Annotated in this window: 23 protein-coding genes and 1 tRNA gene; 19 read left to right on the top strand and 5 right to left on the bottom strand. The window is 63.2% G+C overall.

Annotated features, from left to right (window positions below; genetic code table 11):
* Positions 1-23: 23 nt before the first annotated feature.
* Positions 24-1,160 carry an alkaline phosphatase D family protein gene (locus Q0718_RS13400; protein ID WP_298919001.1) on the bottom strand — a complete coding sequence of 379 codons (1,137 nt, stop codon included), beginning with the start codon at positions 1,158-1,160 and terminating at the stop codon, positions 24-26.
* A 114-nt stretch (positions 1,161-1,274) separates the two neighbouring features.
* On the opposite strand from Q0718_RS13400, the gene Q0718_RS13395 reads away from it, so the two are divergent.
* The 3 genes from Q0718_RS13395 to Q0718_RS13385 are packed head-to-tail and all read left to right on the top strand — an operon-like array spanning position 1,275 to position 3,709.
* Positions 1,275-2,453, top strand: a complete 1,179-nt coding sequence (locus Q0718_RS13395; RefSeq protein WP_298918998.1) for a hydroxymethylglutaryl-CoA reductase — start codon at positions 1,275-1,277, stop codon at positions 2,451-2,453.
* 9 nt (positions 2,454-2,462) lie between these two features.
* A complete protein-coding gene (locus tag Q0718_RS13390; protein ID WP_298918996.1) occupies positions 2,463-3,491 on the top strand; it encodes an NAD-dependent epimerase/dehydratase family protein in 1,029 nt (342 codons plus the stop codon).
* 23 nt (positions 3,492-3,514) lie between these two features.
* Positions 3,515-3,709, top strand: coding sequence for a hypothetical protein (locus tag Q0718_RS13385; protein ID WP_298918993.1), 195 nt, complete (start codon positions 3,515-3,517; stop codon positions 3,707-3,709).
* A gap of 211 nt (positions 3,710-3,920) precedes the next feature.
* Here Q0718_RS13385 and carA read toward each other — a convergent pair whose 3' ends face one another.
* Positions 3,921-5,102 (bottom strand): glutamine-hydrolyzing carbamoyl-phosphate synthase small subunit, encoded by a 1,182-nt coding sequence (gene carA, locus Q0718_RS13380; RefSeq protein WP_366523895.1) that lies wholly within the window; start codon positions 5,100-5,102, stop codon positions 3,921-3,923.
* A 211-nt stretch (positions 5,103-5,313) separates the two neighbouring features.
* Between carA and Q0718_RS13375 the strand changes: the two genes are divergently transcribed.
* From Q0718_RS13375 to gpmA, 6 genes are all read left to right on the top strand, one after another.
* Positions 5,314-5,781, top strand: coding sequence for a GatB/YqeY domain-containing protein (locus tag Q0718_RS13375; RefSeq protein ID WP_298918990.1), 468 nt, complete (start codon positions 5,314-5,316; stop codon positions 5,779-5,781).
* Between the two features lie 123 nt (positions 5,782-5,904).
* Positions 5,905-8,550, top strand: coding sequence for a M14 family zinc carboxypeptidase (locus Q0718_RS13370; RefSeq protein WP_298918987.1), 2,646 nt, complete (start codon positions 5,905-5,907; stop codon positions 8,548-8,550).
* A gap of 69 nt (positions 8,551-8,619) precedes the next feature.
* Positions 8,620-9,621, top strand: a complete 1,002-nt coding sequence (locus Q0718_RS13365; protein WP_298918984.1) for an alpha/beta fold hydrolase — start codon at positions 8,620-8,622, stop codon at positions 9,619-9,621.
* A 19-nt stretch (positions 9,622-9,640) separates the two neighbouring features.
* On the top strand, positions 9,641-10,054 hold the full coding sequence (locus tag Q0718_RS13360; protein ID WP_298918981.1) for a DUF1499 domain-containing protein: 414 nt from the start codon (positions 9,641-9,643) through the stop codon (positions 10,052-10,054).
* A gap of 91 nt (positions 10,055-10,145) precedes the next feature.
* Positions 10,146-10,736, top strand: a complete 591-nt coding sequence (gene folE, locus Q0718_RS13355) for a GTP cyclohydrolase I (RefSeq protein ID WP_298918978.1) — start codon at positions 10,146-10,148, stop codon at positions 10,734-10,736.
* 51 nt (positions 10,737-10,787) lie between these two features.
* A complete protein-coding gene (gene gpmA, locus Q0718_RS13350; protein WP_298918975.1) occupies positions 10,788-11,552 on the top strand; it encodes a 2,3-diphosphoglycerate-dependent phosphoglycerate mutase in 765 nt (254 codons plus the stop codon).
* Here gpmA and Q0718_RS13345 read toward each other — a convergent pair.
* Positions 11,523-11,609, bottom strand: a tRNA-Ser gene (locus Q0718_RS13345). The two genes, gpmA and Q0718_RS13345, sit on opposite strands and share 30 nt — an antisense overlap.
* A gap of 166 nt (positions 11,610-11,775) precedes the next feature.
* On the opposite strand from Q0718_RS13345, the gene Q0718_RS13340 reads away from it, so the two are divergent.
* The 7 genes from Q0718_RS13340 (at position 11,776) to sucD (ending at position 15,976) form a co-directional block, all read left to right on the top strand.
* Positions 11,776-11,943, top strand: coding sequence for a hypothetical protein (locus Q0718_RS13340; protein ID WP_298918971.1), 168 nt, complete (start codon positions 11,776-11,778; stop codon positions 11,941-11,943).
* A 111-nt stretch (positions 11,944-12,054) separates the two neighbouring features.
* Entirely contained in the window at positions 12,055-13,248 is a 1,194-nt protein-coding gene (gene sucC, locus Q0718_RS13335; protein WP_298918968.1) for an ADP-forming succinate--CoA ligase subunit beta, read from the top strand.
* On the top strand, positions 13,245-13,829 hold the full coding sequence (locus Q0718_RS13330; RefSeq protein ID WP_298918966.1) for a thioredoxin family protein: 585 nt from the start codon (positions 13,245-13,247) through the stop codon (positions 13,827-13,829). The genes sucC and Q0718_RS13330 overlap by 4 nt, the downstream gene beginning before the upstream one ends.
* Positions 13,830-13,887: 58 nt before the next feature.
* The gene (locus Q0718_RS13325) at positions 13,888-14,181 is read left to right on the top strand and encodes a hypothetical protein (protein ID WP_298918963.1); all 294 of its coding nucleotides are present in this window, start codon (positions 13,888-13,890) and stop codon (positions 14,179-14,181) included.
* A gap of 193 nt (positions 14,182-14,374) precedes the next feature.
* Complete coding sequence (locus Q0718_RS13320) at positions 14,375-14,641, top strand: hypothetical protein (protein ID WP_298918960.1); 267 nt, start codon at positions 14,375-14,377, stop codon at positions 14,639-14,641.
* A 3-nt stretch (positions 14,642-14,644) separates the two neighbouring features.
* On the top strand, positions 14,645-15,082 hold the full coding sequence (locus Q0718_RS13315) for a PIN domain-containing protein (RefSeq protein ID WP_298918959.1): 438 nt from the start codon (positions 14,645-14,647) through the stop codon (positions 15,080-15,082).
* A gap of 9 nt (positions 15,083-15,091) precedes the next feature.
* Entirely contained in the window at positions 15,092-15,976 is an 885-nt protein-coding gene (gene sucD, locus Q0718_RS13310) for a succinate--CoA ligase subunit alpha (RefSeq protein WP_298918956.1), read from the top strand.
* Between the two features lie 160 nt (positions 15,977-16,136).
* Here the strand turns inward: sucD and Q0718_RS13305 are convergent, their stop codons facing one another.
* Both Q0718_RS13305 and Q0718_RS13300 read right to left on the bottom strand, forming a co-directional pair.
* Positions 16,137-16,352, bottom strand: coding sequence for a hypothetical protein (locus Q0718_RS13305; protein ID WP_298918953.1), 216 nt, complete (start codon positions 16,350-16,352; stop codon positions 16,137-16,139).
* A gap of 82 nt (positions 16,353-16,434) precedes the next feature.
* Positions 16,435-17,049 (bottom strand): superoxide dismutase family protein, encoded by a 615-nt coding sequence (locus Q0718_RS13300; protein WP_298918950.1) that lies wholly within the window; start codon positions 17,047-17,049, stop codon positions 16,435-16,437.
* Positions 17,050-17,248: 199 nt separating this feature from the next.
* Between Q0718_RS13300 and Q0718_RS13295 the strand changes: the two genes are divergently transcribed.
* From Q0718_RS13295 to odhB, 3 genes are all read left to right on the top strand, one after another.
* Positions 17,249-17,698 (top strand): hypothetical protein, encoded by a 450-nt coding sequence (locus Q0718_RS13295; protein ID WP_298918947.1) that lies wholly within the window; start codon positions 17,249-17,251, stop codon positions 17,696-17,698.
* A 117-nt stretch (positions 17,699-17,815) separates the two neighbouring features.
* Positions 17,816-20,776, top strand: a complete 2,961-nt coding sequence (locus Q0718_RS13290; RefSeq protein ID WP_298918944.1) for a 2-oxoglutarate dehydrogenase E1 component — start codon at positions 17,816-17,818, stop codon at positions 20,774-20,776.
* Between the two features lie 376 nt (positions 20,777-21,152).
* Positions 21,153-22,742 (top strand): 2-oxoglutarate dehydrogenase complex dihydrolipoyllysine-residue succinyltransferase, encoded by a 1,590-nt coding sequence (gene odhB / locus Q0718_RS13285; protein ID WP_298918941.1) that lies wholly within the window; start codon positions 21,153-21,155, stop codon positions 22,740-22,742.
* Positions 22,743-22,860 lie beyond the last annotated feature (118 nt).

Raw genomic sequence — 22,860 nt, 5'->3', positions numbered from 1 at the left:
ACCGAGACGGGGCATTGTTGCGTCTAGAAAGTCACGCGATTGACGAAATCTCCGCCGTCGGGGCTGCGCACCGTCAGCGTGACGGCGCGGTCCGCCCAGTCGATATCGACCAGGCCGTAATTGGCCTCGTATTGCATGGTGTGCAGGCGGTGCGGGCCGGGTTCGACATAGGTTTCGCCCGACTCCGCCCGCCAGCGGCTGGCAGGAACGTTGAGTGACGATGTCGTCAGTTCATAAAGCGGTTCGTCCGTTACATCGTCGCGGCGGTAGATCGAACCCGCATGGCGGTCGCCCGACAACAAGATGACATCGTTCGCCTTCGTCCCGTCGATCAGCTCGTAGAGGCGGTCGCGCTCATGCGGCATCATCTTCCACGCCTCCCAGCCATGCCCGTCGGCATGGATCTGGATCGAAGAGACGAGCAGGCGCAGGTCGGCGGGCTTTTCCAATTCGCCCTCCAGCCAGTCCCACTGCGCGTCGCCCAGCATCGTGCCATGCGGTTCCGCCAATGGAACGTAGCGTTCCTTGCCTTTCGCACCGCGCTCGTCCGTGGCCTGCAGATAGGTGCGGAAGAACCGCGTATCGAGCAGGATGATCTGCACGCGTCTTCCGTCGGGACCGATGATGCGCGATGTATGGACACCGTCGCGCGCGCGACGTTCGTCCGCCGCCGGGACGTCCCAGGCGTCCAGGAACAGGGCTTCGGCCCGATCGCGGTAGAGATAGTCCGCTCCGCCATCGTTCTCTCCGTAATCGTGATCGTCCCAGGTCGTCAGCACCGGCGTCTCGGCCCTGAGGGCGGCGAACGGCGCGGACCGCGACAGGTCGATATAGCTCTGACGCATTTGCGGCATTGCCGGGTCGGCGAAGCGCGGATCCGACCGGCGCGGATCGCCATAGACATTGTCGCCGATGAAAAGAAACAGATCGGGGTTTTCCGCGCGGATATCGTTCCAGATGGACTGGTCTTCCGTTTCGTTGGCGCAGGATCCGACGGCGATGCGCGTCAGCACCGTGTCGTCGGCCAGCGCTGCGGAACTCATCGGCACGATGCCGGTCGAGAAGGGCGCAGGATCGACATCGTCCACCCCCCGGTCGGTCACGGTAGTGCAGCCGAACAGGAAGAGTGCGGCGGTGCAGAGAAGCAATTTGCAGGTCATTGCATGCCTCTAACGCGACTGTGCGACACTGTCGTGTCAGAATCGCCACGGCGGACCGCATGGCGCATCGGGTGAGGCTGGGCTATCGGGGGGAGGCAATCGACAGGAGGCATCATGGCCGACCCGCGCATTCCGCGAAACCGCGACAATGACTATACCGCAGAGATGATGGCGGCGCGCCGGGACTTCGCGCGCGCTCGGACCGGTGTCGCCCTCGACCATGTCGGGCGGACCACGATCGGTCCGGACCGGCTGCCCGGCAATATCGAAAACGCCATCGGTGCGGCGCAAGTGCCGATCGGCCTGGCCGGGCCGCTGACGGTCCATGGCGAGCATGTCGGCCCCGGCGAAGACGTCTATGTGCCGATGGCGACGACCGAAGGCACGCTGGTCGCCAGCTACAATCGCGGCATGCGATTGCTGCGCGAATGCGGCGGCGCGCGCGTCACCATCGTCGAACGCTACATGCAGCGCGCCCCGGTCTTCCATTTCGACGGCGCGCGCGACGCCCGCGATTTCGGTGTGTGGCTGGACGACAATTTCGACGGGGTGAAACGCGCCGCAGACGCGACGACCTCGGTTGGCAGGCTGTCCCATGTCGAACGCTACAGTGTCGGTGCGATGCTCTATACGCGCATGAATTTCACCACCGGCGACGCCGCGGGACAGAACATGTCGGGCAAGGCGGCGAACGCGGCGTGCCAGTGGATCGCCGACCACTATCAAGGGGCGCTCAAGGGCTACACATTGTCGGGGGCGATCGACACGGACAAGAAACACAGCCAGCTCAACACCATACATTCGCGCGGCGCGCGGGTCGTGGCCGAGGTCGTGTTGGCCCCGGACAAGACCGAAGCCTTGATGCGCGCCACCACCACGCAGCTCTTCCGTGTGCGCAATGTCAGCCATACGGGCGGAATGCTGGCGGGCACATCGTCCAACGGGCTGCACGCCGCCAACGGTCTGGCCGCCCTGTTCATCGCGACCGGTCAGGACGCGGCCAATGTGGCGGAAAGCCAGGCGTCGATCTCCTTCGTGGATCTGCGCGATGACGGTTCGCTCTATTGGTCGCTGACCCTGCCGAGCCTGATCATGGCGACGCATGGCGGCGGCACGGGCCTGCCGACGCAGGCCGAATGCCTGGCCCTGATGGGGTGCGTGGGAACCGGCAAGGTCGGCCGCCTGCTGGAAATCACGGCGGCAACCGTGCTGGCCGGTGAATTATCCCTCTCTTCGGCGATCGTCGCGGGCGATTGGGTGTCTTCGCATGACGAACTGGGCCGGAACCGCTAGAGTGTGTCCATGACCGATCTCGTTCTCGTCACCGGTATAACCGGCTACATCGCCAGCCATGTCGCGGCTAAGCTGCTCCACAAGGGCTACCGTGTGCGCGGGACGGTGCGCAACAGGGCCAAGGGCCGGCGTGTGCTCGACGCCATGGCGGTGGCCGGGGTGGACATATCCGGCGTCGAGCTGGTCGAGGCGGAACTGGGCGCCGATGCGGGCTGGCGCGAGGCGGTCGAGGGCTGCCGTTTCGTCCAGCACATCGCCTCGCCGTTTCCGCTCGACGCTCCCGAAGACCGCGAGGCGCTGGTCCCGGAGGCGCGAGCGGGGACGCAACGCGTGCTCGAGAACGGCTTTTCCGCCGGGGTGGAGCGGATCGTGATGACTTCGTCCCTGGTCGCGATGATGATGCAACCGAACCGCCCGAAGGAGAAAACCTACACGGAGGACGACTGGTCCGATCCGGATTGGGCGCCGCTGAGCGCCTATCCCGTCTCCAAGACGCGCGCCGAGCTATCGGCCTGGGCCTATGCGGACGCACAAGGGCTGCGGGACCGGCTGACGACCGTGAACCCCGGCTTCGTGCTGGGTCCGGACCCGTATGACAATGGCGGCGCGTCGCTGGGCGTTGTCCGCCAGATTATGAACGGCGAGTTCCCGGCCGTGCCGAAACTGGCCTATCCCGTCGTCGATGTGCGCGACTGCGCGGCGATACACGTCGCGGCCATGAGCGCCCCGGACGCGGCCGGACGGCGGCTGATGGCGGCGGGACAGACACTGAGCTTCAAGGAGATCGGCGAAATCCTGGAAGGCGAGTTTCCGCAAGCCAAGCTGCCCAGGATGGAAGCGCCGAATTTCATGCTGCGCCTGATGTCGATCTTCGACGACCGCATCAAATCCATCCTGCCGGATCTGGGCCACACCGCCCATGCCGACAGCGCCTACGTCACGTCCATGACGGGCGTCGTGCCGCGTCCCGCCAAGGAAAGCGTACTGGCGAGCGCGCGGGATCTGGTAGCGAATGGTGGGGTTGTGCTGGAGGAATAGAGACGCACGAAGGCATCACTCAGATGGAAGCGGGTAAGCTGTCTGCGCTTCGGGAAATCGCCAAGTCCCAAGGTCGGCGGTTTCAAGTCGTCCTCGAAGACGCTGCCGGTCTCTATCCGGAAGATCGTTCGACCTATAAGATGCATCCTGACGTCAAGGCGGCTTATGATGAAGTCGTGCGGCGCTTTCCCAAAACACTTGAGATGCCGTCGAAGTGATGGTTCGCTATTTGAACTGAGCCCTACTCGCAAACCATTGTCGCGCCTGTCACGGCGCTGTCGAACTCGGCGACGCCGTCGGCGCATGTTTCTTCGGCCAAGGCGCGCTCTTTTTCCGTGCGAGAATCCACGACGCCGTAGGCGGCGGCGATGACAACGGCCTAGAGAATCCAGCGGATCAGGCGGGCGCGTTCCGGGACTTGGCGTCTGGTCATGAAGCGGGGCGGGTCGTCGCTTCGACGGCGTCGGCGAAGCGGTCGAACAGATAGAGGCTATCCTGCGGGCCGGGGCTGGCTTCGGGGTGGTGCTGGACGGAGAAGACGGGCTTGCCCTTGAGGCGGATGCCGCAATTCGTGCCGTCGAACAGGCTGACATGGGTTTGCTCGACCGTGTCGGGCAGAGAGGCCCGGTCGACCGCGAAACCGTGATTCATGGACACGATCTCGACCTTGTCCGTGGTGTGGTCCATAACCGGATGGTTGGCGCCGTGATGGCCCTGGTCCATCTTGATCGTCTTCGCGCCCAGCGCCAGCGCGAGCAATTGATGGCCGAGACAGATGCCGAGCATCGGCATGCCGGCGTCGATCAGGTCGCGGATGACGGGAATGGCGTAGGCGCCGGTCGCCGCCGGATCGCCGGGACCGTTCGATAGCACGACGCCGTCTGGGCCAAGCGCGAAAATGTCCTGCGCGGATGCGGTGCCCGGCACGACCGTGACGGCGAGCCCGGAGCTGACGAGGTTGCGCAATATGTTGCGCTTCACGCCGTAATCGACCAGCACGACCCTTTTCGTCCCGGTTCCGTCCGCATGGCCGTCCGGCCATTGCCAGCGGGCCTGGGTCCAGTCGAAATTGTCCTTCGCGACCATGTCCTTGGCCAGGTCCGCACCGACCAAACCGTTCCAGCTGCGCGCCCGCTCAGCCAGCGCATCGATGTCGAACGCGCCTTTCGGATCGTGCGCGATAACGCCGTTGGGCATGCCGTGATCGCGGATATGTCCCGTCAGCGCCCGCGTATCGATGCCCGAAAGCCCAATGATGCCGCGCGCTGCCAGCCAATCGCCCAGTTCGGATTCGGACCGCCAGCTGGCGGCCGGAGTGACGGAAGCGCGGAAGATTGCCCCGCGGGCGGCCGTGCGGGCGGCGTTGGTCGTGGCTTCCTCGTCTTCCTCGGTCGTGCCGGTATTGCCGATATGCGGAAAGGTGAAGGTCACGATCTGCGCGGCATAGGACGGGTCGGTCAGGATCTCCTGATAGCCGGTCATCGCCGTGTTGAAGCAGACTTCCCCGACCGCCTCTCCGACGGCACCGATCCCGGTGCCGCGAAAGACCTCGCCGGAGGCCAGAACGAGCACGGCCGTCGGGGCCGGGTCGGGGATGTAGTCGTCGCTCATGTCAAGAATCCTAGCGTGGCACTGCTAGGCGCGCCCTATGCGGCAGGTCCGGCGGATTCGCAAGCTGCGCGCGGCAGGTCGTGCACAGATGCGACCCGTGCGCCATTCTTGCGCCGCCATGAATGCTTGGCAGGGGGCAACCCCCTCTCTATATGACGCGTTTGCAATTCAGGACGGCCCCCTTCCGCGCGGTCGCAACGTGAGCCACACCATGAGCGAACCCCTTCGCGACCAGATCAGTGCATCGACCAAAACGGCCATGCGCCAAAAGGACGGCGTGCGCCTGTCCACGCTGCGCCTGATGAGCGCCGCCATCAAGGACCGCGACATCGCCGCGCGCGCCGCCGACCGCTGCGGCGGGATCGACGACGGCGAAATCCTTTCGATCCTCACGAAGATGGTCAAGCAGCGCGAAGAGGCCGCCAAGACCTATGACGACAACAACCGTCCCGAACTGGCCGAGCGCGAGCGCGAGGAGATCGCCGTGCTGCGCGATTTCATGCCCGTGCAGATGACGGACGCCGAAATCGAAAAGGTCGTCGCCGGTTTCGTCGAAAGCACGGGCGCGACCTGCCTGAAGGACATGGGCAAGATCATGGGCAAGCTGAAAGCCGAACATGCCGGAAGCATCGACATGGGCAAGGCCGGCGCCGTGGTGAAGCGCCATCTCTGCAGCTGATCCATCGGAGAGCCCCTTTCGGGAAGCCATCTGACGTTTTCTTGAAACATCCCGGCCAAGCTTCGCTTGAAGCCCCTTTCCACCCTGCCTATGGCTTGCCCGTCATCTGAGCTGGGAGCTTTCATGCAGCGCCGCGTTCTCGTTCTTCTTGCAATCCTGTTTGCCTTCGCCGCGCCCGCCCTGGCCGCACCCGCCTTGGCGGCTCCGCCGGAGGCCTACCGCATCGACGGCGTGACCTACGACCCGGGCGTTCCGACTTTCGGGCAGCAGGCCGGGTACGAAATCGGCGAACGTCCGGTTCGCTTTGGCGACATGATCGCCTATCTTCGCAACCTGGCCGACCGGTCCGACCGCATCAGTGTGGAAACGATCGGCTATTCCCACGAGAAGCGGCCGATCCTGACCTTCACGGTCACCAGCCCCGAAAACCAAGCTGATATCGAGACGATCCGCCGGACCCATCTGGAGCGCTTGGAAGGACGCGCGGCCGCTGACGCCGTGCCCATGGTGCTGTGGATCAATTTCGGCGTCCACGGCGCGGAGACCTCCAGCATGGATGCGGCGATCCCCGTGCTCTACCATTTCGCGGCCGGGCAGGGGCCGCAAGTGGAGCGGCAGCTGGACGACGCGGTGATGATCTTCACGGTCGTGTTCAACCCCGACGGCCACGCGCGGCGCATCGACCATGTGGAGACCTTCTGGTCGGTCGGGGACAATACCGACCTCAACGACGCCGCCCACAGGATGTGGGTGGAGGCGCGCACCAACCACTATTGGTTCGACCTGAACCGCCAATGGCTGCTGCTGACCCAGCCGGAAAGCCAGGCCTGGATCCGGCAATGGCACAAATGGAAGCCGATGGTGTCGGCCGACTATCATGAAATGGGCTCCAACAGCCCCTACTACTTCCATCCCGGCGAAGAGCTGCGGCGCAATCCCCTGATTCCGAAACGGGCGCGCGAGCTCACGCAAGGGATCGGCAAGCGCCACGCGGCGTTCCTGGACAGCGAAGCCCGTCTCTACTCGACCGAGGAAGGGTTCGACAACTTCTACATCGGCAAGGGGTCGACCTATCCGCAGATCAACGGCTCGCTCGGCATCCTGTTCGAGGCGGGGGCCGCGCGCGGCGGCGCGGTGCAGACGGAGCGCGGATTGGTTGAAACGGCGGACAATGTGCGCACCCAGTTCCGCACGGCGCTGACGACCATCCAGGGGTCGCTCGACCTGCGCGACGAGATCACAGCCTATCAGCGCGACTTCTTCGCCGAGAACGCGGACCAGGGCGGCTCCGGCGGCTGGGTCTTCACGGCCGACGGCGACCCGGAACGGGCCGCGCGCTTCGTCCGCCTGCTGGACATGCACGACATCGAGGTGAACCGCCTCGCCGAGGGTCTGACCGTGGACGACCGGACCTATAGGGCGGGCGACAGCTATTACGTCTCCATGGCGCAGACGAACAACCGCATGATCCGGGGCATCTTCGAGCGCTTTACCGATTTCGAGGAAAACATCTTCTACGACGTCTCCGGCTGGACGCTGCCGCTGGCCTACGATCTCGACTATGCGCCCGTCGGCGAGCGCCTGGCGCGCCGCGTGCGGATCGGCGAGCGGGCCAATGGCGCGTTCCGACGGGCGCCCGCGCCCGACCGCGCGCCCTATGGCTATGTGTTCGACTGGTCGCACACTTACGCACCCCGGGCGCTCCACCGCATTCTGTCCGAAGATCTCATGGCGCGGGCCGGCATGGACGAAGTTTCCGTGCCGACCACGCGCGGGCTCGTGCAACTGGGCCGTGGGTCGGTCTTCGTTCCGCTTGCCCGGCAGGAGGCATCGCGCGAAGACATCCACGCGATCATGGAACAAATCGCGAAGCGGGACGGCGTCCCCGTTCATGCGGCGACCTCGGGATTGACGCCGACCACGGGCCGCGACCTCGGAGCGGCGAATTCCTTCCGTGTGCTGGAAGATCCCAAGGTCGTGCTGGCCTATGATAGCGGTTTTTCACGTTACGATGCGGGCGAGGTCTGGTGGACGCTGGACTACCGCCACAACATGCCGGTGACCCTGGTCCATACGGACGATCTGGGATCGCTCGATTGGGGCGACTACACCCATCTGATCCTGGTCGGCGGCGACCCGTCGCTGGGCGACTCGCTGACCGATGACATCCACGATTGGATCCGCGCCGGCGGCACGCTCGTGGCGATGCGCGATTCCGCGCTTTGGGCGCAAGAAGATCTTCTGAGCGATGAAGAGGATGAAAAAGAGGCGGACGAAGCCGACAGTCCTAGAGTGAAAGAAGAAGACGCCGACGGCGACGAGGCGGACGGCGAAGAGAAGTCCGAGCGGTTCGATTTCGCCGAGATGCGCCTGCGCGATGCCGAGCATGTGATCGGCGGAGCCATCTTTGCGGCTGATCTCGATCCGACGCACCCGCTGGGCTTCGGCTTCACCGATCGTGACCTGCCAGTGCATCGCAACGTCGAATTCACGTTGGAACGTCCGGAGGACAACCCTTTTGCCGTGCCGGTCCAGTACACGGAATCGCCCCTCTTGACCGGTTACGCTTCGGACCGCCGACTGGAAGAGATCGCGGGCACACCGTCGGTGGTCACCTATCGACCGGGACGCGGAACGGTGATCCTCATGGCGGACAACCCCGTATTCCGCGGCACCTATCCGGGAACGGAAAAGCTGCTGATGAACGCTCTCTTCTTTTCCGGCCTGATCGATCGGCCGCGCGGCGAGTACGGTCCCGAGACGCCTTAGAAAGCCGTTTCCAATTCGCAGCGACGGCTCTGGAAACCCGTTTCGGAGCGCGTTAGGTTGCGATCCGTAATGGCCGCCCCCCTTTCCGTTCCAAAGCCGCAACCGTTCGACCCGCCACTCTGGCTGCGCCCCGGTATCGTCCAGACCGCCCTGGCCAGCCAGTCCTTCCGCAAACGCGGGCCGAACCCCATGCTCGATGCCGCCGAAGACCGCATCATCGCATGCGAGGACGGGGTCAGGCTGAAGGGCTCCTTTTCGCCCCATCCCGAAAACAAGGCGCTGATCGTCTTCTTGCATGGCTGGGAAGGGTCCCAGGACAGCACCTATGTCGTCAGTTGCGGCCGGTACATGTTTGAGCGGGGCGCCAGCGTCTTCCGTCTGAACTACCGCGATCACGGCGATAGCCACGACCTCAATGAGGGATTGTTCTTCTCCACGCGGTTCAATGAGGTGTTCGACGCCGTGCGGCAGGCGGCCCGCCTCAACAGCACGGGAACGGGCGAGGGCGCGCCCGTTTACATCGTCGGCTTTTCCCTGGGCGGCAATTTCGCGCTGCGGATCGCGCGCTCCCTGCGCGACTTGATGATCCCGAAACTGCGCCGCATCTTCGCCATTTCCCCCGTCGTCGATCCCTGGGGCGCGGCCCCGCTGGTGGATGCCAATCCGCTCTATCGCCGCTATTTCCTGAAGAAGTGGAGCGACAGTCTGCGCAAGAAGCAGGCGCTGTTCCCGGAGCTCTATGACTTCGGCGACCTGTTGCGGAGCCGCAGAGTGCTGGGCATCACCGAGCGGATCCTGCCGCTGCATTCACGCTATCCGCGCATGGAGGATTATTTCAACGCCTACCGCGTCGATCCGGACGACCTGTCGCGCGTGCCCGTGCCGGTGGACATCGTCACGGCGCGCGATGACGGCATGATCCCCGAACGCGATGTCAGGCGGCTGAAACTGGCGCCAGGCTCGCGCATGATCGTCCATGATCATGGCGGCCATAACGGCTTCTTCCAATCGCTGAGCGGTCCGACCTGGTATGACGAACATATCGGCGATCTGGTGTTTCGCGGATCGTGAATCCGGTTAAAAGCCCGCCATGCGCTTGCTCTTTCTCATCCCCGCCATCATCATGGCCGGCATGATCATCCTGTCCCTGCTCAGCCAGCGCGGCGCGCCCCGAGGGCTTGTGGACGGCCGGCTCGCCCCGTTGCCGGACAAGCCCAACGGGGTCGGTTCGGAAGCAGGCACGGATGACGGCAAGCGGGTCGACCCGTTGCGCACCGACAAGCCCGGATTAAAGGCGGCGGTCACGAAGACCGGCGGCACCATCACATCCGAGACGGACGATTATCTCAGCGCGACCTACACCAGCAGGCTGATGCGCTTCGTGGACGACGTCGAATTCCGCCGCGACGGCGATCTGTGGCAGGTCCGTTCCGCGTCCCGCGTCGGCCATTCCGACATGGGGGCGAACCGCAAGCGCGTCGCCGCCATCCGAGACGCGCTCTGAGCGTTCCCACGAACAGCTGTCGTGCAAAGACATTCGAACATCGCTAAGCTTGCGCGCTGCGTAAGAACGGACTGACAAAGGACCGCATCCCATGCCCGAACAACATCTCACGACCAAGACCGTCGATCACGCCCGCGTCAAGGAACTCGTGCGCGAACTGCTCGTCGCGCTGGGCGAAGATCCGGACCGCGAGGGCCTGCTCGAAACGCCGCGCCGCATCGCCGACTTCTGGAGCGAATTCATCGAATACGACCCCGGGAAGCTCGATACGGTCTTTTCCTCGGTGCGCCACAACCAGATGGTCGCCGTGACCGGCATGCGCGTCTGGTCCATGTGCGAACACCACATGCTGCCCTTCTGGTGCGATGTATCGGTCGCCTACATCGCCGAGGACAAGGTGTTGGGCCTGTCCAAATTCGCCCGGATCGCGCACAAGAACGCCCATGCCTTGTCCCTTCAGGAAAAACTCGTCTCCGACATTTCCTCGGACCTGAAAACCTATCTCGATACGGATAATGTCGCCGTCCTGGCCAAGGGCGAACATCTCTGCATGACCATGCGCGGCATCCGCACCCCGCACCGCATGATCAGCAGCGCACTGGACGGGCAGTTCCTGGACCCGAACACGCGGGCGGAGTTTCTGTCACTGGTCAATGCGGCGGAGAACCCGCGCGGCACTTGAGGCCGCTTGCCCGATGGTCTAGCGGCCACCCCGACCAATAGGGAGTCGCCCATGCCCACGCTCGTCCTCGTCCGCCACGGCCAGTCCGTCTGGAACCAGCAGAACCGTTTCACAGGCTGGGTCGATGTCGACCTGACCGACCAAGGCGTGGCCGAAGCGCGCAAGGCGGGCGAATTGCTCGCGGCCGAAGACACCCGGTTCGATGCGGCCTTCACCTCGTTCCAGAAGCGCGCCATCCGCACGCTCTGGATGGCGCTGGAAGGCATCGACCAGATGCATATCCCGGTCACGAAAGCCTGGCAGCTCAACGAACGCCACTACGGCGCTCTGACGGGCTTGAACAAGGACGAGACCAAGGCCGAGCACGGCGAGGAACAGGTGCGCATCTGGCGCCGGGCCTTCGATACGCCGCCGCCGCAGATCGACCCGTCCCACGAACACCATCCGGCGAACGATCCCAAATATGCCGGCTACGATCCGGCCATCCTGCCCGGCGGGGAAAGCCTGAAGATGACGACGGACCGGGTGCTGCCCTATTTCAACGCCAACATCCGGCCCATGCTGGATGCCGGGGCGAACCTCATCGTCAGTGCCCACGGCAACAGCCTGCGCGCCTTGATGAAGGATCTTTTCGACGTCTCGAACGACGACATCCCCGGCTTCGAGTTTCCCACCGGCAATCCGCTGCTGCTGGAACTTGGGGACGGGCAATCGGTCGAGAGCGCCCGCTATCTGGACGAGACGCGGGCGAAGGCTCTGCCGGAGTTCCGATCTGGGGCGAACGCGCAGTCAGGGCGGGATTCGAACCCGCGATAGAGTTGCCCCTATACCGGATTTCGAATCCGGCGCTTTCAACCACTCAGCCACCTGACCTCACGGCGCGTGAAGCGGCGCGCTCTAGCGCCGGGCCATCGGGTTGGCAACGGCTCAAGCGCGAAGAATGTGTAATCCATCGTGACGGACCTTGTTCGGGAAAACGGGATGACAGGGCTTTTGCAGACTGTCATGAAGCGGGCCGGGGTGCGTCTGGAGTTCGTTCGTGGGATCGCTTGTCAAATCGCTGTTGCGCTCGGGGCGCGTGCGCTTCGTCTTCGATATGGTGCTGCTCTGCACCGTGTGCGGTGGCGGCATCTACATGCTGAGCGTCGATGCGGCGGCCGACGAGCGCCGTGAAGCGGCGCGTGCGGTCGTGCCGATCCAAAAATAGGCCTGCGCCGGAGACGGGACGCACGAGGACCGGCTTCGTTCGCGGTTGCGAGCGGGGCAGGGCGCGTTATAACGCGCCCCGACTCCTCCCTTCCAATCGACGGACACTTCCATGAACATCCATGAATATCAGGGCAAACAGGTGCTCAAGGAGATCGGCGCGCCCGTCTCGCCCGGCGTGGCCATCTATGATGCGTCCGAAGCCAAGGCGGCGGCCGAAAAGCTCGGCGGACCTCTCTGGGTGGTGAAATCCCAGATCCATGCCGGCGGCCGCGGCAAGGGCAAGTTCAAGGAAGACAGCGCGGGCGAGCAGGGCGGCGTGCGCCTGGCCAAGTCGGTCGACGAAGTCGTCACATATGCCGAGCAGATGCTGGGTTTCACGCTCGTCACCGAGCAGACCTCGGACGAAGGCAAGGTCGTCAACCGCCTCTATATCGAGCACGGCTCCGACATCGAGACCGAGCTTTATCTGTCGATCATCATCAACCGCGAGACGTCCCGCGTCTCCTTCATCGCCTCGACCGAAGGCGGCATGGATATCGAGGCCGTCGCGCACGATACGCCCGAAAAGGTCATCAGCTTCGATGTCGATCCGGCGACAGGCTTTATGCCGCATCACGGCCGCACGCTCGCCAAGGCGCTGGGCCTGGAGGGTCGGCAAGCCAAACAGGCGGGCAAGCTCGGCCGGACGCTCTATGACGGCTTCCTGGCCAAGGACATGGCCATGCTGGAAATCAACCCGCTGATCGTGAACGGCGACGGCAATCTGCACTGCCTCGACGCCAAGATCAGCTTCGACGAAAACGCCCTGTTCCGCCATCCCGACGTGGTCGAGATGAAGGACGAAACGGAAAGCGATCCCAAAGAAGTCGAAGCGCAGAAATACGACCTGTCCTACGTCGCGCTGGACGGAAACATCGGCTGCATGGTCAATGGGGCCGGGCTCGCCATGTCCACGATGGACATCATCAAGCTCTACGGCGCCGAGCCCGCCAACTTCCTCGATGTGGGCGGCGGCGCGACGAAAGAGAACATCGTCGCGGCGTTCAAGATCCTGACCTCCGACGATGCGGTCGAAGGCATCCTGATCAACATCTTCGGCGGCATCATGAAATGCGACATCATCGCCCAAGGCGTGGTCGACGCGGTCAAGGAAGTCGGCCTCGAAGTGCCGCTCGTCGTGCGCCTGGAAGGCACCAATGTCGAGAAGGGCAAGGCCATCATCGACGGTTCCGGCTTGAACGTCATCAGCGCCGACGACCTCGATGATGCGGCGAAGAAGATCGTGAAGGCGGTGCAGGGATGAAGATAGATACTCTGATCTTGGCGATCGCGACGGGCGCATCGCTCGCGGCCTGTATGGAAACCGAGACGACCACTTTGACGGATGAAGAGATGGCGGCGAAGATGGCGGAAGCTGACGCCGCGATCAAGAGCGTGCCCGACCTGTCTGCCGTTTGGACGCCGGGATGTCGGACAGCGTTCCTGAAGGGCATGAGCTCGCAGCCCAGCGACAACGTGTCCGTGCCCTGGCTGACGATCTACGATGCCGATGGAAGGGTCATCGATCATGGTGAAGCCTATATCGATCCTTCCGTTGATATCTGGCAGAGACTGTTGGATGACGACACTAGGCCGTCCGTGTCAGGACCTTCGCTCGAATATGCGGCGAACTATGCGCAGTTCGATCCCGCCGACATTCCGGCGTCCGACTATGTGTTCGTGAAATATTCGGCCGATTGGTGCGCCCCCTGCAAATTGCAGTCCCGCGATCTGCAAAGTCTCAAGACCGCCAATCCCGACCTGAAGATCGCCCATGTGGAAATCGACATCGACGCTGTTTCGAAAGCGGATGACTCCGCAATATGCGATGTGGCGGATATCTAGGCGGTCGATGAATTCAAGCGTGTCTGAGGCGGGTCTTTTTTGTAAACTGCTCAATGCGATGCTACGATATGACATCCTCGCCATCGCCCTGTTCATCGCGGCCTGTACCGACGCGCCGTCCGACGAGATCGATGACGGCGGCCTGACCCCGCCGCCAGGCTTTCTCGAAAAAGCCGACGCCGACTGCCGGGCGGAAAGCGATACGGCTCTGGGAGATGCCGATCCGCAGACGCGCCAGCTCAACGGGCAAACGCTGTTGACCTATGTTCTGGAGACTGGCGGCATGGCGCAATGTTCCGTGCGTCATGCGGACGGCAGCGTGATCGACATGCGGGTGATCGGGACGGAGTAGGGTTGCGAGCCTGCGCTACACAGCATATGTGTTCCTGTGATGACAAAGGCATCTGTCGCAATTCAAGTTGAAGACAGCCTCTATGAGGAGCTGCTGGCCGTTGCGGACAAGGCAGGGCGGTCCATCGAGGACTGTTGGTCCGACCGCTTGAATACCCGTTTGCGCATGATTTTCGACGAACTGGACTCGCCCGATGGCCAATAAGAACGTCACGCTCGCCATGCCGGAACAGCTTGTCGCCGACATGAAGGTTGCCGCCTTCCAGCAGGGCACGTCCATGAACGCGGTCATCCGGCATCTTTGCGAAGCCTATGTCGGCAAGGCACGCCGCAAGGACGAGGCCCGGGAAGCGCTGCTCAAGCTGATTGACGAAACGGATGGCCGGATGGGTTCCGGCCGGTTCGACCGCGAAGAGACCTATGCCGGTGAACCGCGTTTCGATCGGTTCAAGGCCTCCTAAGCGATGACACCGGACTGTCTGCTGGACACGAACGTGTTGCTCTACGCCGCACTCCATGCCGAGGATGCGCCAGAGAAATGGGAACGCGCTCGCGAGATCGTGGCCGAAGAGAATTATTCGACGTCTGGGCAGGTTTTGGCCGAGTTCTATACGAACGCGACGAATCCAAGAAAATTCGACAAGCCCTTGTCCTCTGCGATTGCCGCCAAATGGATTGCTGCCCTGTCGATGAAACCCTGTGCCGAAGTCGATAGTGCGGTCGTCATGCAGGGCATCCAAAATGCGATGCAATTCAAAATTTCTTACTGGGACGGCGCGGTGATTGCGGCCACCGAAGCGCTCGGTGCGCCTGTTCTCTATTCCGAAGACCTCAATCACGGACAGCATTATGGTGCTGTCCGTGTCATCGACCCTTTCAAACCTCATCCGGATTTCAACTAGGAGACAAAAATGTCCGTCCTCATCGACAAGAACACCAAGGTCATCACCCAAGGCATGACCGGCTCGACCGGCACGTTCCATACGGAACAGGCGCTGGAATACGGCACGAAAATGGTCGCGGGCGTGACGCCCGGCAAGGGCGGGCAGACGCATATCGGCCTGCCGGTCTACGATACGGTCGCCGAGGCCGTGCACGCGACCGGCGCGACCGCGTCGGTGATCTACGTGCCGCCACCGTTTGCCGCCGACTCCATCCTGGAAGCCATTGCCGCAGACGTCGAGCTGATCATCGCCATCACCGAAGGCATTCCCGTGCGGGACATGATCCCGGTCAAGCGGGCGCTGCAAGGCTCCAAGTCCCGCCTGATCGGCCCGAACTGCCCCGGCGTGCTGACGCCAGACGAGTGCAAGATCGGCATCATGCCCGGCAAGATCTTCAAGAAGGGGACCTGCGGCGTGGTCTCGCGCTCCGGCACGCTGACATACGAGGCGGTCTACCAGACGACGCAGGTCGGCCTGGGCCAGACGACGGCCATCGGGATCGGCGGCGATCCGATCAACGGCACTAATTTCATCGATTGTCTGGAACTGTTCCTCGACGATCCGGAAACGAAACAGATCATCATGATCGGCGAAATCGGCGGCTCCGCCGAAGAGGAGGCGGCCGAATATATCGCCCATCAGCGCAAGAAGGGCCGCGCCAAGCCGATGGTCGGCTTCATCGCCGGCCGGACTGCTCCGCCCGGACGCACGATGGGCCATGCGGGCGCCATCGTGTCCGGTGGCAAAGGGGGCGCCGAGGACAAGATCGAGGCCATGGAGAAGGCGGGCATCACCGTGTCGGACTCACCCGCCCGTCTCGGGACGACGCTGAAGGACGTGCTGAAAGGTTAGCCTCCCGAAGGGGGACACCAAGTATAAAGGCCGCCTGGCAGGCGGCCTTTATCATGAAAGGCTACCGTGAGCGCGGACCGGTCCCGGCCACGGCGGGTTCGGAACGACCGCCGGTGCCGCGCCGCGACGTTCGCGCCTGTCAAACCGGTCGTGGCCGCGATCACGGCTCCAGCGCCGTGGCCGCCTGCCGGAACCAGCCCAGCGTTTTCGCACGGTGCGCCTCGCCCCAGGTCTTGACGAACTTCTGGGTGTGGAAGTCCTTGTCGTCCTGAAGCGCGTCGATGCGCGCGGCGACGTAGTCCCGGGTCAGGGGGATGCCGCAATCGACCGTGATGCAGCGTTCCCAGTCTTCATAGGTTTGCGGGACTTGTGTCATCGGCTCCGGACTCCTCGTATGGGTTTGGCGAATGTCTTTCTGCGCCAGGGACGGCGAAGCGGCGCTCGCGCGGTCTGCGGGCTCACGACGCGGCGTCGATGACGCCGCAAGCGATCCGCCCGCCCGCGCCGCCGATCGGTTGAGTGAGATGATCGTCTTCGTTTTCGTGGATGATCAAGGTCGATCCGTCCGCGTCCAGCAAAGCGGCGGGTCCGTCGGACAGGCTGACGAGGCCCGTATAGAGCTCGACCGTTGTGGTGCCGTCCGCCGCCACGATCAGATTGGGCAGATTTCCAGCATGGGGACCATCCGGATGCATGTATCCATGCGGTTTTCCGAACGGCATGACATGCCCGCCCGTCGCCTTGAAGCCGTCCTGGGGATCCTCGCAGGTTCCCTTGGCGTGAAAATGCATGCCGTGCACGCCAGGCGCGACGCCGCTGACCGACAATCGCATGACGACCCCGTCCGAGCCTTGGTAGAGCAAGGCCGATCCGATGACATTCCCATTCCTGTCGATCACCGCCGCGCTCGCATCCTCGTCGCGCGGTGCGGCTGGCGGGCTGGCGAGGGCGTATATTTTGTCGCTCGTGTCCCGCACCGCGTCGGGTGGCGCAACCGTCACCGAGGCGCAGGCCGAAAGGCAAGTCGGCAAAGCGACGAGACCGATCCATCGATAGTGTCTGCGTATGGTCATGGCTCTTACCCGGCTTCGAACAAAGTTACCTAATAACAGGTATGTTTCGAGATCAAGCCTTCACTTGGTCGTTCCGGTTGTCTGGACGCGGTTTTCCATCCGGGCAGAGAAGACCGGTAAATATCGTAAAACGATATACATTTATCGCTGTTCGATGTATACCTGTCAGTGGCACGACGCAATGTTCTGAGAGATCGATATGAGAAAAGTCCTGGCCTGGTGCATCGGCGCGCTCTTCATCCTCTATGGACTGATCCGGTTCGGCGGCTCCGCGATGATCTTTCACGCCCTGACGACGGGCGTGGAGTCCGGCTTCCAGGACGGCATCGACAAGATCGCGGCCTTGGTCGACAGGACGGCGGATATCCAGATCGTCCCCTTCACCGTGGCGGGCTATTTCGCCTATGTCGCGTTACTGGGCGCATCGCAGATCGCCGGGACCCTCGGCACAATGTTCCGCCGCCGCTGGGGCGTCTGGGTGATGGGGGTCTATTTCCTGATCTTCGGTCTCGGATTCGTGAACTTCCAGCTGTTCAACATGAAGACGGGCGTGCTGTTCGTTTCGCTCGCGCTCTACGGCCTGATGCTGTGGCTCCTGCGACTATCGCCTACGGGCCGGCGTCGCGACGAACCGGTCGTGGCGACCTAGCGCACGAATTTTGGCAACCAAACGCGCGTTCACCTTGTATTGACTCCACACCCCGATGACAGGGCGAACCGTTTGCGTTAAGCGGCGGAAAATTTTCTGAGCGAAAAGACCCGGTACATGGCCAAGCGTACGGACGCCAATCAGGCATTCATCGACACGGATTTCCTGGACGGGGCCTCGGCCCATTATCTCGAACAGATGCAGGCGCGTTATGCGGACGATCCGTCCAGCGTCGATGCGCAGTGGCGGGCCTATTTCGACGCGCTCGGCGAACCTGCCGCGAACGCCAAGGCCAATGCGGACGGCCCGTCCTGGAAGCGCGACGACTGGCCGCCCGCGCCGAATGGCGAAATGGTCGGCGCGCTGACCGGCGATTGGGGCGACAGCCCGGCCGCCGCCGAAAAGGCGATCGCGGCGGCCCGCCCCGAACTGTCGGCCGACGAGGTGCAGCAGGCGGCCAAGGATTCGCTCAACGCGCTGATGCTGATCCGGGCCTACCGGGTCCGCGGCCACCTGATCGCCGATCTCGACCCGCTCGGCCTGCGCAAGCGCGGCACCCATCCGGAACTCGATCCGGAGACCTACGAATTCGGCGCGGCGGACCGCGACCGGGACATCTTCATCAACGGCGTGCTGGGCATGGAATACGCCACGATCAACCAGATCATGGAAATCGTGCAGCGGACCTACTGCTCCACCATCGGTGTGCAGTTCATGCATATCTCCAATCCGGAAGAGAAATCCTGGATCCAGGAACGCATCGAAGGGCCGGACAAGCAGGTCAGCTTCACCAAGGAGGGCCGCCTGGCGATCCTTCAGAAGATGATCGAGGCGGAGAGTTTCGAGCAGCTGCTGCACAAGCGCTACCCCGGCACGAAGCGTTTCGGCCTGGACGGCGGCGAAACGCTGATTCCCGCGCTGGAGCAGATCATCAAGCGCGGCGGACAGCTCGGCCTGCAGGACATCAATTTCGGCATGCCGCATCGCGGGCGCCTCAACGTGATGGCTTCGGTGCTGGAAAAGCCCTATTCGGCGATCTTCTACGAATTCCTCGGCGGCGTTGCGTCGGGGGCCGAAGATTTCGGCTCGGGCGACGTGAAATACCATCTGGGCGTGTCCGATGACCGCGAGTTCGACGGCAACAAGGTCCACCTGTCGCTCGCGCCCAACCCCTCTCACCTCGAAGCCGTCGCGCCCGTCGTGATCGGCAAGGCCCGCGCCAAGCAGCAACAGCTGTCCGGCACCTACCGCACGCACAATCCCAAGCGCGTCATGGCCGTCATCCTGCACGGCGACAGCGCGTTTGCGGGCCAGGGCGTCGTCATGGAAACCTTCCAGATGAGCCAGCTGGTCGGCTACCGCACGGGTGGATCGATCCACGTCGTGGTCAACAACCAGATCGGTTTCACCACCACGCCGGACGAATACCGGTCGGGCGAGTATTGCACGGACGTGTCCTTCATGGTCCAGGCGCCGGTCTTCCACGTCAATGGCGACGATCCGGAAGCAGTCGTCTATGCCGCGCGCATCGCAACGGAATACCGCCAGAAGTTCGGCCGCGACGTTGTGATCGATATCGTCTGCTACCGCCGCTACGGACACAATGAGGGCGACGACCCCTCCTTCACCCAGCCGATCATGTACGACGTCATCGACGACAAGAAATCGCCCGGCCAGCTCTATGCCGAGCGGCTGATCGCGCGCGGCGACCTGACCGAAGAAGAATACAAGCAACGCGAATCCGATTTCTACGCCCTGCTCGACCAGGAGTTCGACGCGGCCAAGGATTTCGAGACCAAGGCACCCGACTGGCTGCACGGCGTGTGGTCGGGCATCACCCTGCCCAACGAGAACGACGAAAAGCGGCGCGGCGTGACGGGCGTGGCCATGGAGACGCTCAAGGAGATCGGCACCAAGATCACGACGATCCCGAACAAGGTCGACATCCACCGCACTCTCAAGCGCATCATCAAGGCGCGGGCCGAGAAGATCGAGGCGGGCGAAGACATCGATTGGGGCCTGGCCGAGCATCTCGCCTTCGGCTCGCTCGTGCTCGAAGGCCATCCGGTGCGCCTGTCGGGTCAGGATTCGGAGCGCGGCACGTTCAGCCAGCGCCAGTCGCATTTCATCGACCAGACGACCGAGAAGAAGTTCACGCCGCTCAACAATCTCGCCGACGGTCAGGAATATTTCCAGGTGCTCAACAGCCACCTGTCCGAAGAAGCCGTGCTGGGCTTCGAATACGGCTTCTCGACCACGGCCCCGCACGCGCTGACCATCTGGGAAGCGCAGTTCGGCGACTTCGCCAACGGCGCGCAGGTCATGGTCGACCAGTTCATCAGCTCGGCCGAGCAGAAATGGTTGCGCATGAGCGGCCTCGTCATGCTGCTGCCGCACGGCTATGAAGGGCAGGGGCCGGAGCACAGCTCCGCCCGGCTGGAGCGCTACCTGCAGATGTGCGCCGAGGACAACATGCAGGTCTGCAACGTGTCCACGCCCGCCAACTATTTCCATGTGCTGCGCCGCCAGCTGCACCGCAATTTCCGCAAGCCCCTCATCATCATGAGTCCCAAGAGCCTGCTGCGTCACAAGCTCTGCGTCTCGACACTCGACGAAATGGACACGGGCACGTCTTTCCACCGCGTCCTGTGGGACGACGCCCAGTGGGAACCGGAACGGTTCGAAACCAAGCTGGCCGACGACAAGAAGATCAAGCGTGTCGTGATCTGTTCGGGCAAGGTCTATTACGACCTGCTCGAAGCGCGCGAAGCGCAGGGCCGCAGCGACGTCTATCTGCTGCGCGTCGAGCAGTTCTACCCCTATCCGGACGATTCGCTGGCCGAGGAGCTGTCGCGCTTCAAGACGGCCGACATGGTCTGGTGCCAGGAAGAGCCCAAGAACATGGGTGCGTGGAGCTTCATCGAACCGCGCCTGGAGGACACGCTGGCCGAGATCGGCGCGAAGAGCAAACGCGTGCGCTATATCGGCCGCGCCCCCGCCGCCTCCACGGCCACGGGCATCGCCACCAAGCACAAGAAAGAACAGCAAGCCATCATCGACGGGGTTTTCGCGAAGTAGAAGGCAGCCATGACCCAACCTGGAACCGATAACACGAAACGTTTGCTCAAAGGCGCGATCATATCGGTTGCAATAGTCGTGTTCTTCTATGCGGTTGGTCATGCTCTAGGGGAAGCGGCGGCCCATTTCATGAACGCGCGCGATGCCGCGAATTAACCGAAGCCGGCATCTCCGCCAAGCACAAGACCGAACAGCAGGTCATCATTGCCGGCATCTTCGCGGACTAGGCAGGAACTCCCGCCTCTCGCATTTCTTACCGAGCCCCTAGAAGCATTGTCCCACCTTCATGACAGTCTCGGCAAGAAATGCCGAGCACACTATCTTCTGTTGTTGTTTGATCTGTTCATCCCTGGACAAGGACGCTAAGGCGCGAAGCATGACCGATATCACGATCCCCAACGTCGGAGAAAGCGTCTCCGAAGTGACCATTGCCAGCTGGATGAAACAGGCCGGTGACAGCGTGAAGAAGGACGATCCGATCGTCGAGATCGAGACCGACAAGGCAAGCCAGGAACTGGTCGCGCCCGAAGACGGGGTGCTGTCCGAGATCCTCGTCAATGAAGGCGATACGGTCGAAGTCGGCACATTGATCGCGAAGATGGGCGAAGGCGGCGGAGAGAAGACGGCCGGGAAGGGCGACGCGCAGGTCGAAACCCAGACGGAAAGCCCGGCCTCGTCCGAGGCGACCGGATCGTCCATCGACATCGACGTGCCCAATGTCGGCGAAAGCGTCTCCGAAGTCACGGTCGCCAGCTGGATGAACCAGGTCGGCGACGCGGTCGAGAAGGACGAGGCCATCGTCGAGCTGGAAACCGACAAGGCGGCCCAGGAACTGGTCGCGCCGCGGTCGGGCGTCATCACCGAGATCCTCGTCGCCGAAGGCGATGTCGCCGCGGTCGGCCAGACCCTGGCCCGCATGGGCGAGAGCGATTCGGGGGGCACGTCGGCCAAGCCCGTCTCCACCGAAGCGGTCGAGAAGCACAAGCCCGAAGGCGTGCCCGGCACCAATCTCGACGGCGTGCCCAACGATGTGCGCGTCATGCCGGCCGCCGCGAAGATCATCCGCGACAACGATCTGGACGAGACGAAGATCGAAGGCACGGGCAAGGATGGCCGCATCCTGAAAGCGGACGCGCAGTCGGCGCTCGATGCCGGGACCGCCAAGAAAAGCGCCGCTGCCCCGCAATCGTCCGCGCCCAAGCCGCCCGCCGCGCCCAAACCCGCTGCGCCGTCCGCTCCGCGCGAACTGGGCGAGCGCGAGGAACGCGTGCGCATGAGCCGCCTGCGCCAGACCATCGCCCGACGTCTCAAGGACGCCCAGAACACGGCGGCCATGCTGACGACCTACAACGAAGCCGACATGTCCGAGATCATGGCGCTGCGGAGCAAGTACAAGCAGCCTTTCATCGACAAGCACGGCGTGAAGCTGGGCTTCATGTCCTTCTTCGTCAAAGCGGTCGTCCAGGCGCTCAAGGAAGTGCCGTCCGTCAATGCCGAAATCGACGGCACGGACATCATCTACAAGAATTTCTACGACATCAGCATCGCCGTCGGGACCGACAAGGGCCTCGTCGTCCCGGTCCTGCGCGATGCGGACGCCAAGAATCTGGGCGAGATCGAGCTCGGCATCGGAGAGCTGGCGACGAAGGCGCAAGCGGGCGATCTGTCCATGGACGACATGCGCGGCGGCACCTTCACCATCTCCAATGGCGGCGTCTACGGCTCGCTCATGTCCTCGCCGATCCTGAACCCGCCGCAATCGGGCATTCTGGGCATGCACACCATCCAGAAGCGCCCCGTCGTGGTCTCAAAACCGGGCGGAGGGGACGAGATCGTCATCCGCCCGATGATGTACCTGGCGCTCTCCTACGACCACCGCATCGTGGACGGCAAGGAAGCCGTGACCTTCCTGGTGCGCGTCAAGGAATGCCTGGAGGACCCGGAGCGGCTGTTGCTGGACCTGTAGGGTCCAGCCTCAGATCTGCGTCCCTGCCCGACCCTGGCCCCCCAGGTTTGCGTCCCGCCATGCGGGTCTAAGATTGCCAACGGCAATCGTCGCAAACCTTGTCCGGCACGGACACGCG

The sequence above is a fragment of the uncultured Algimonas sp. genome (assembly GCF_947498175.1).
GTDB lineage: Bacteria > Pseudomonadota > Alphaproteobacteria > Caulobacterales > Maricaulaceae > Litorimonas.
Note: the sequence above shows the minus strand (reverse complement) of the source record. Positions and strands in the feature narration are given on the sequence as shown.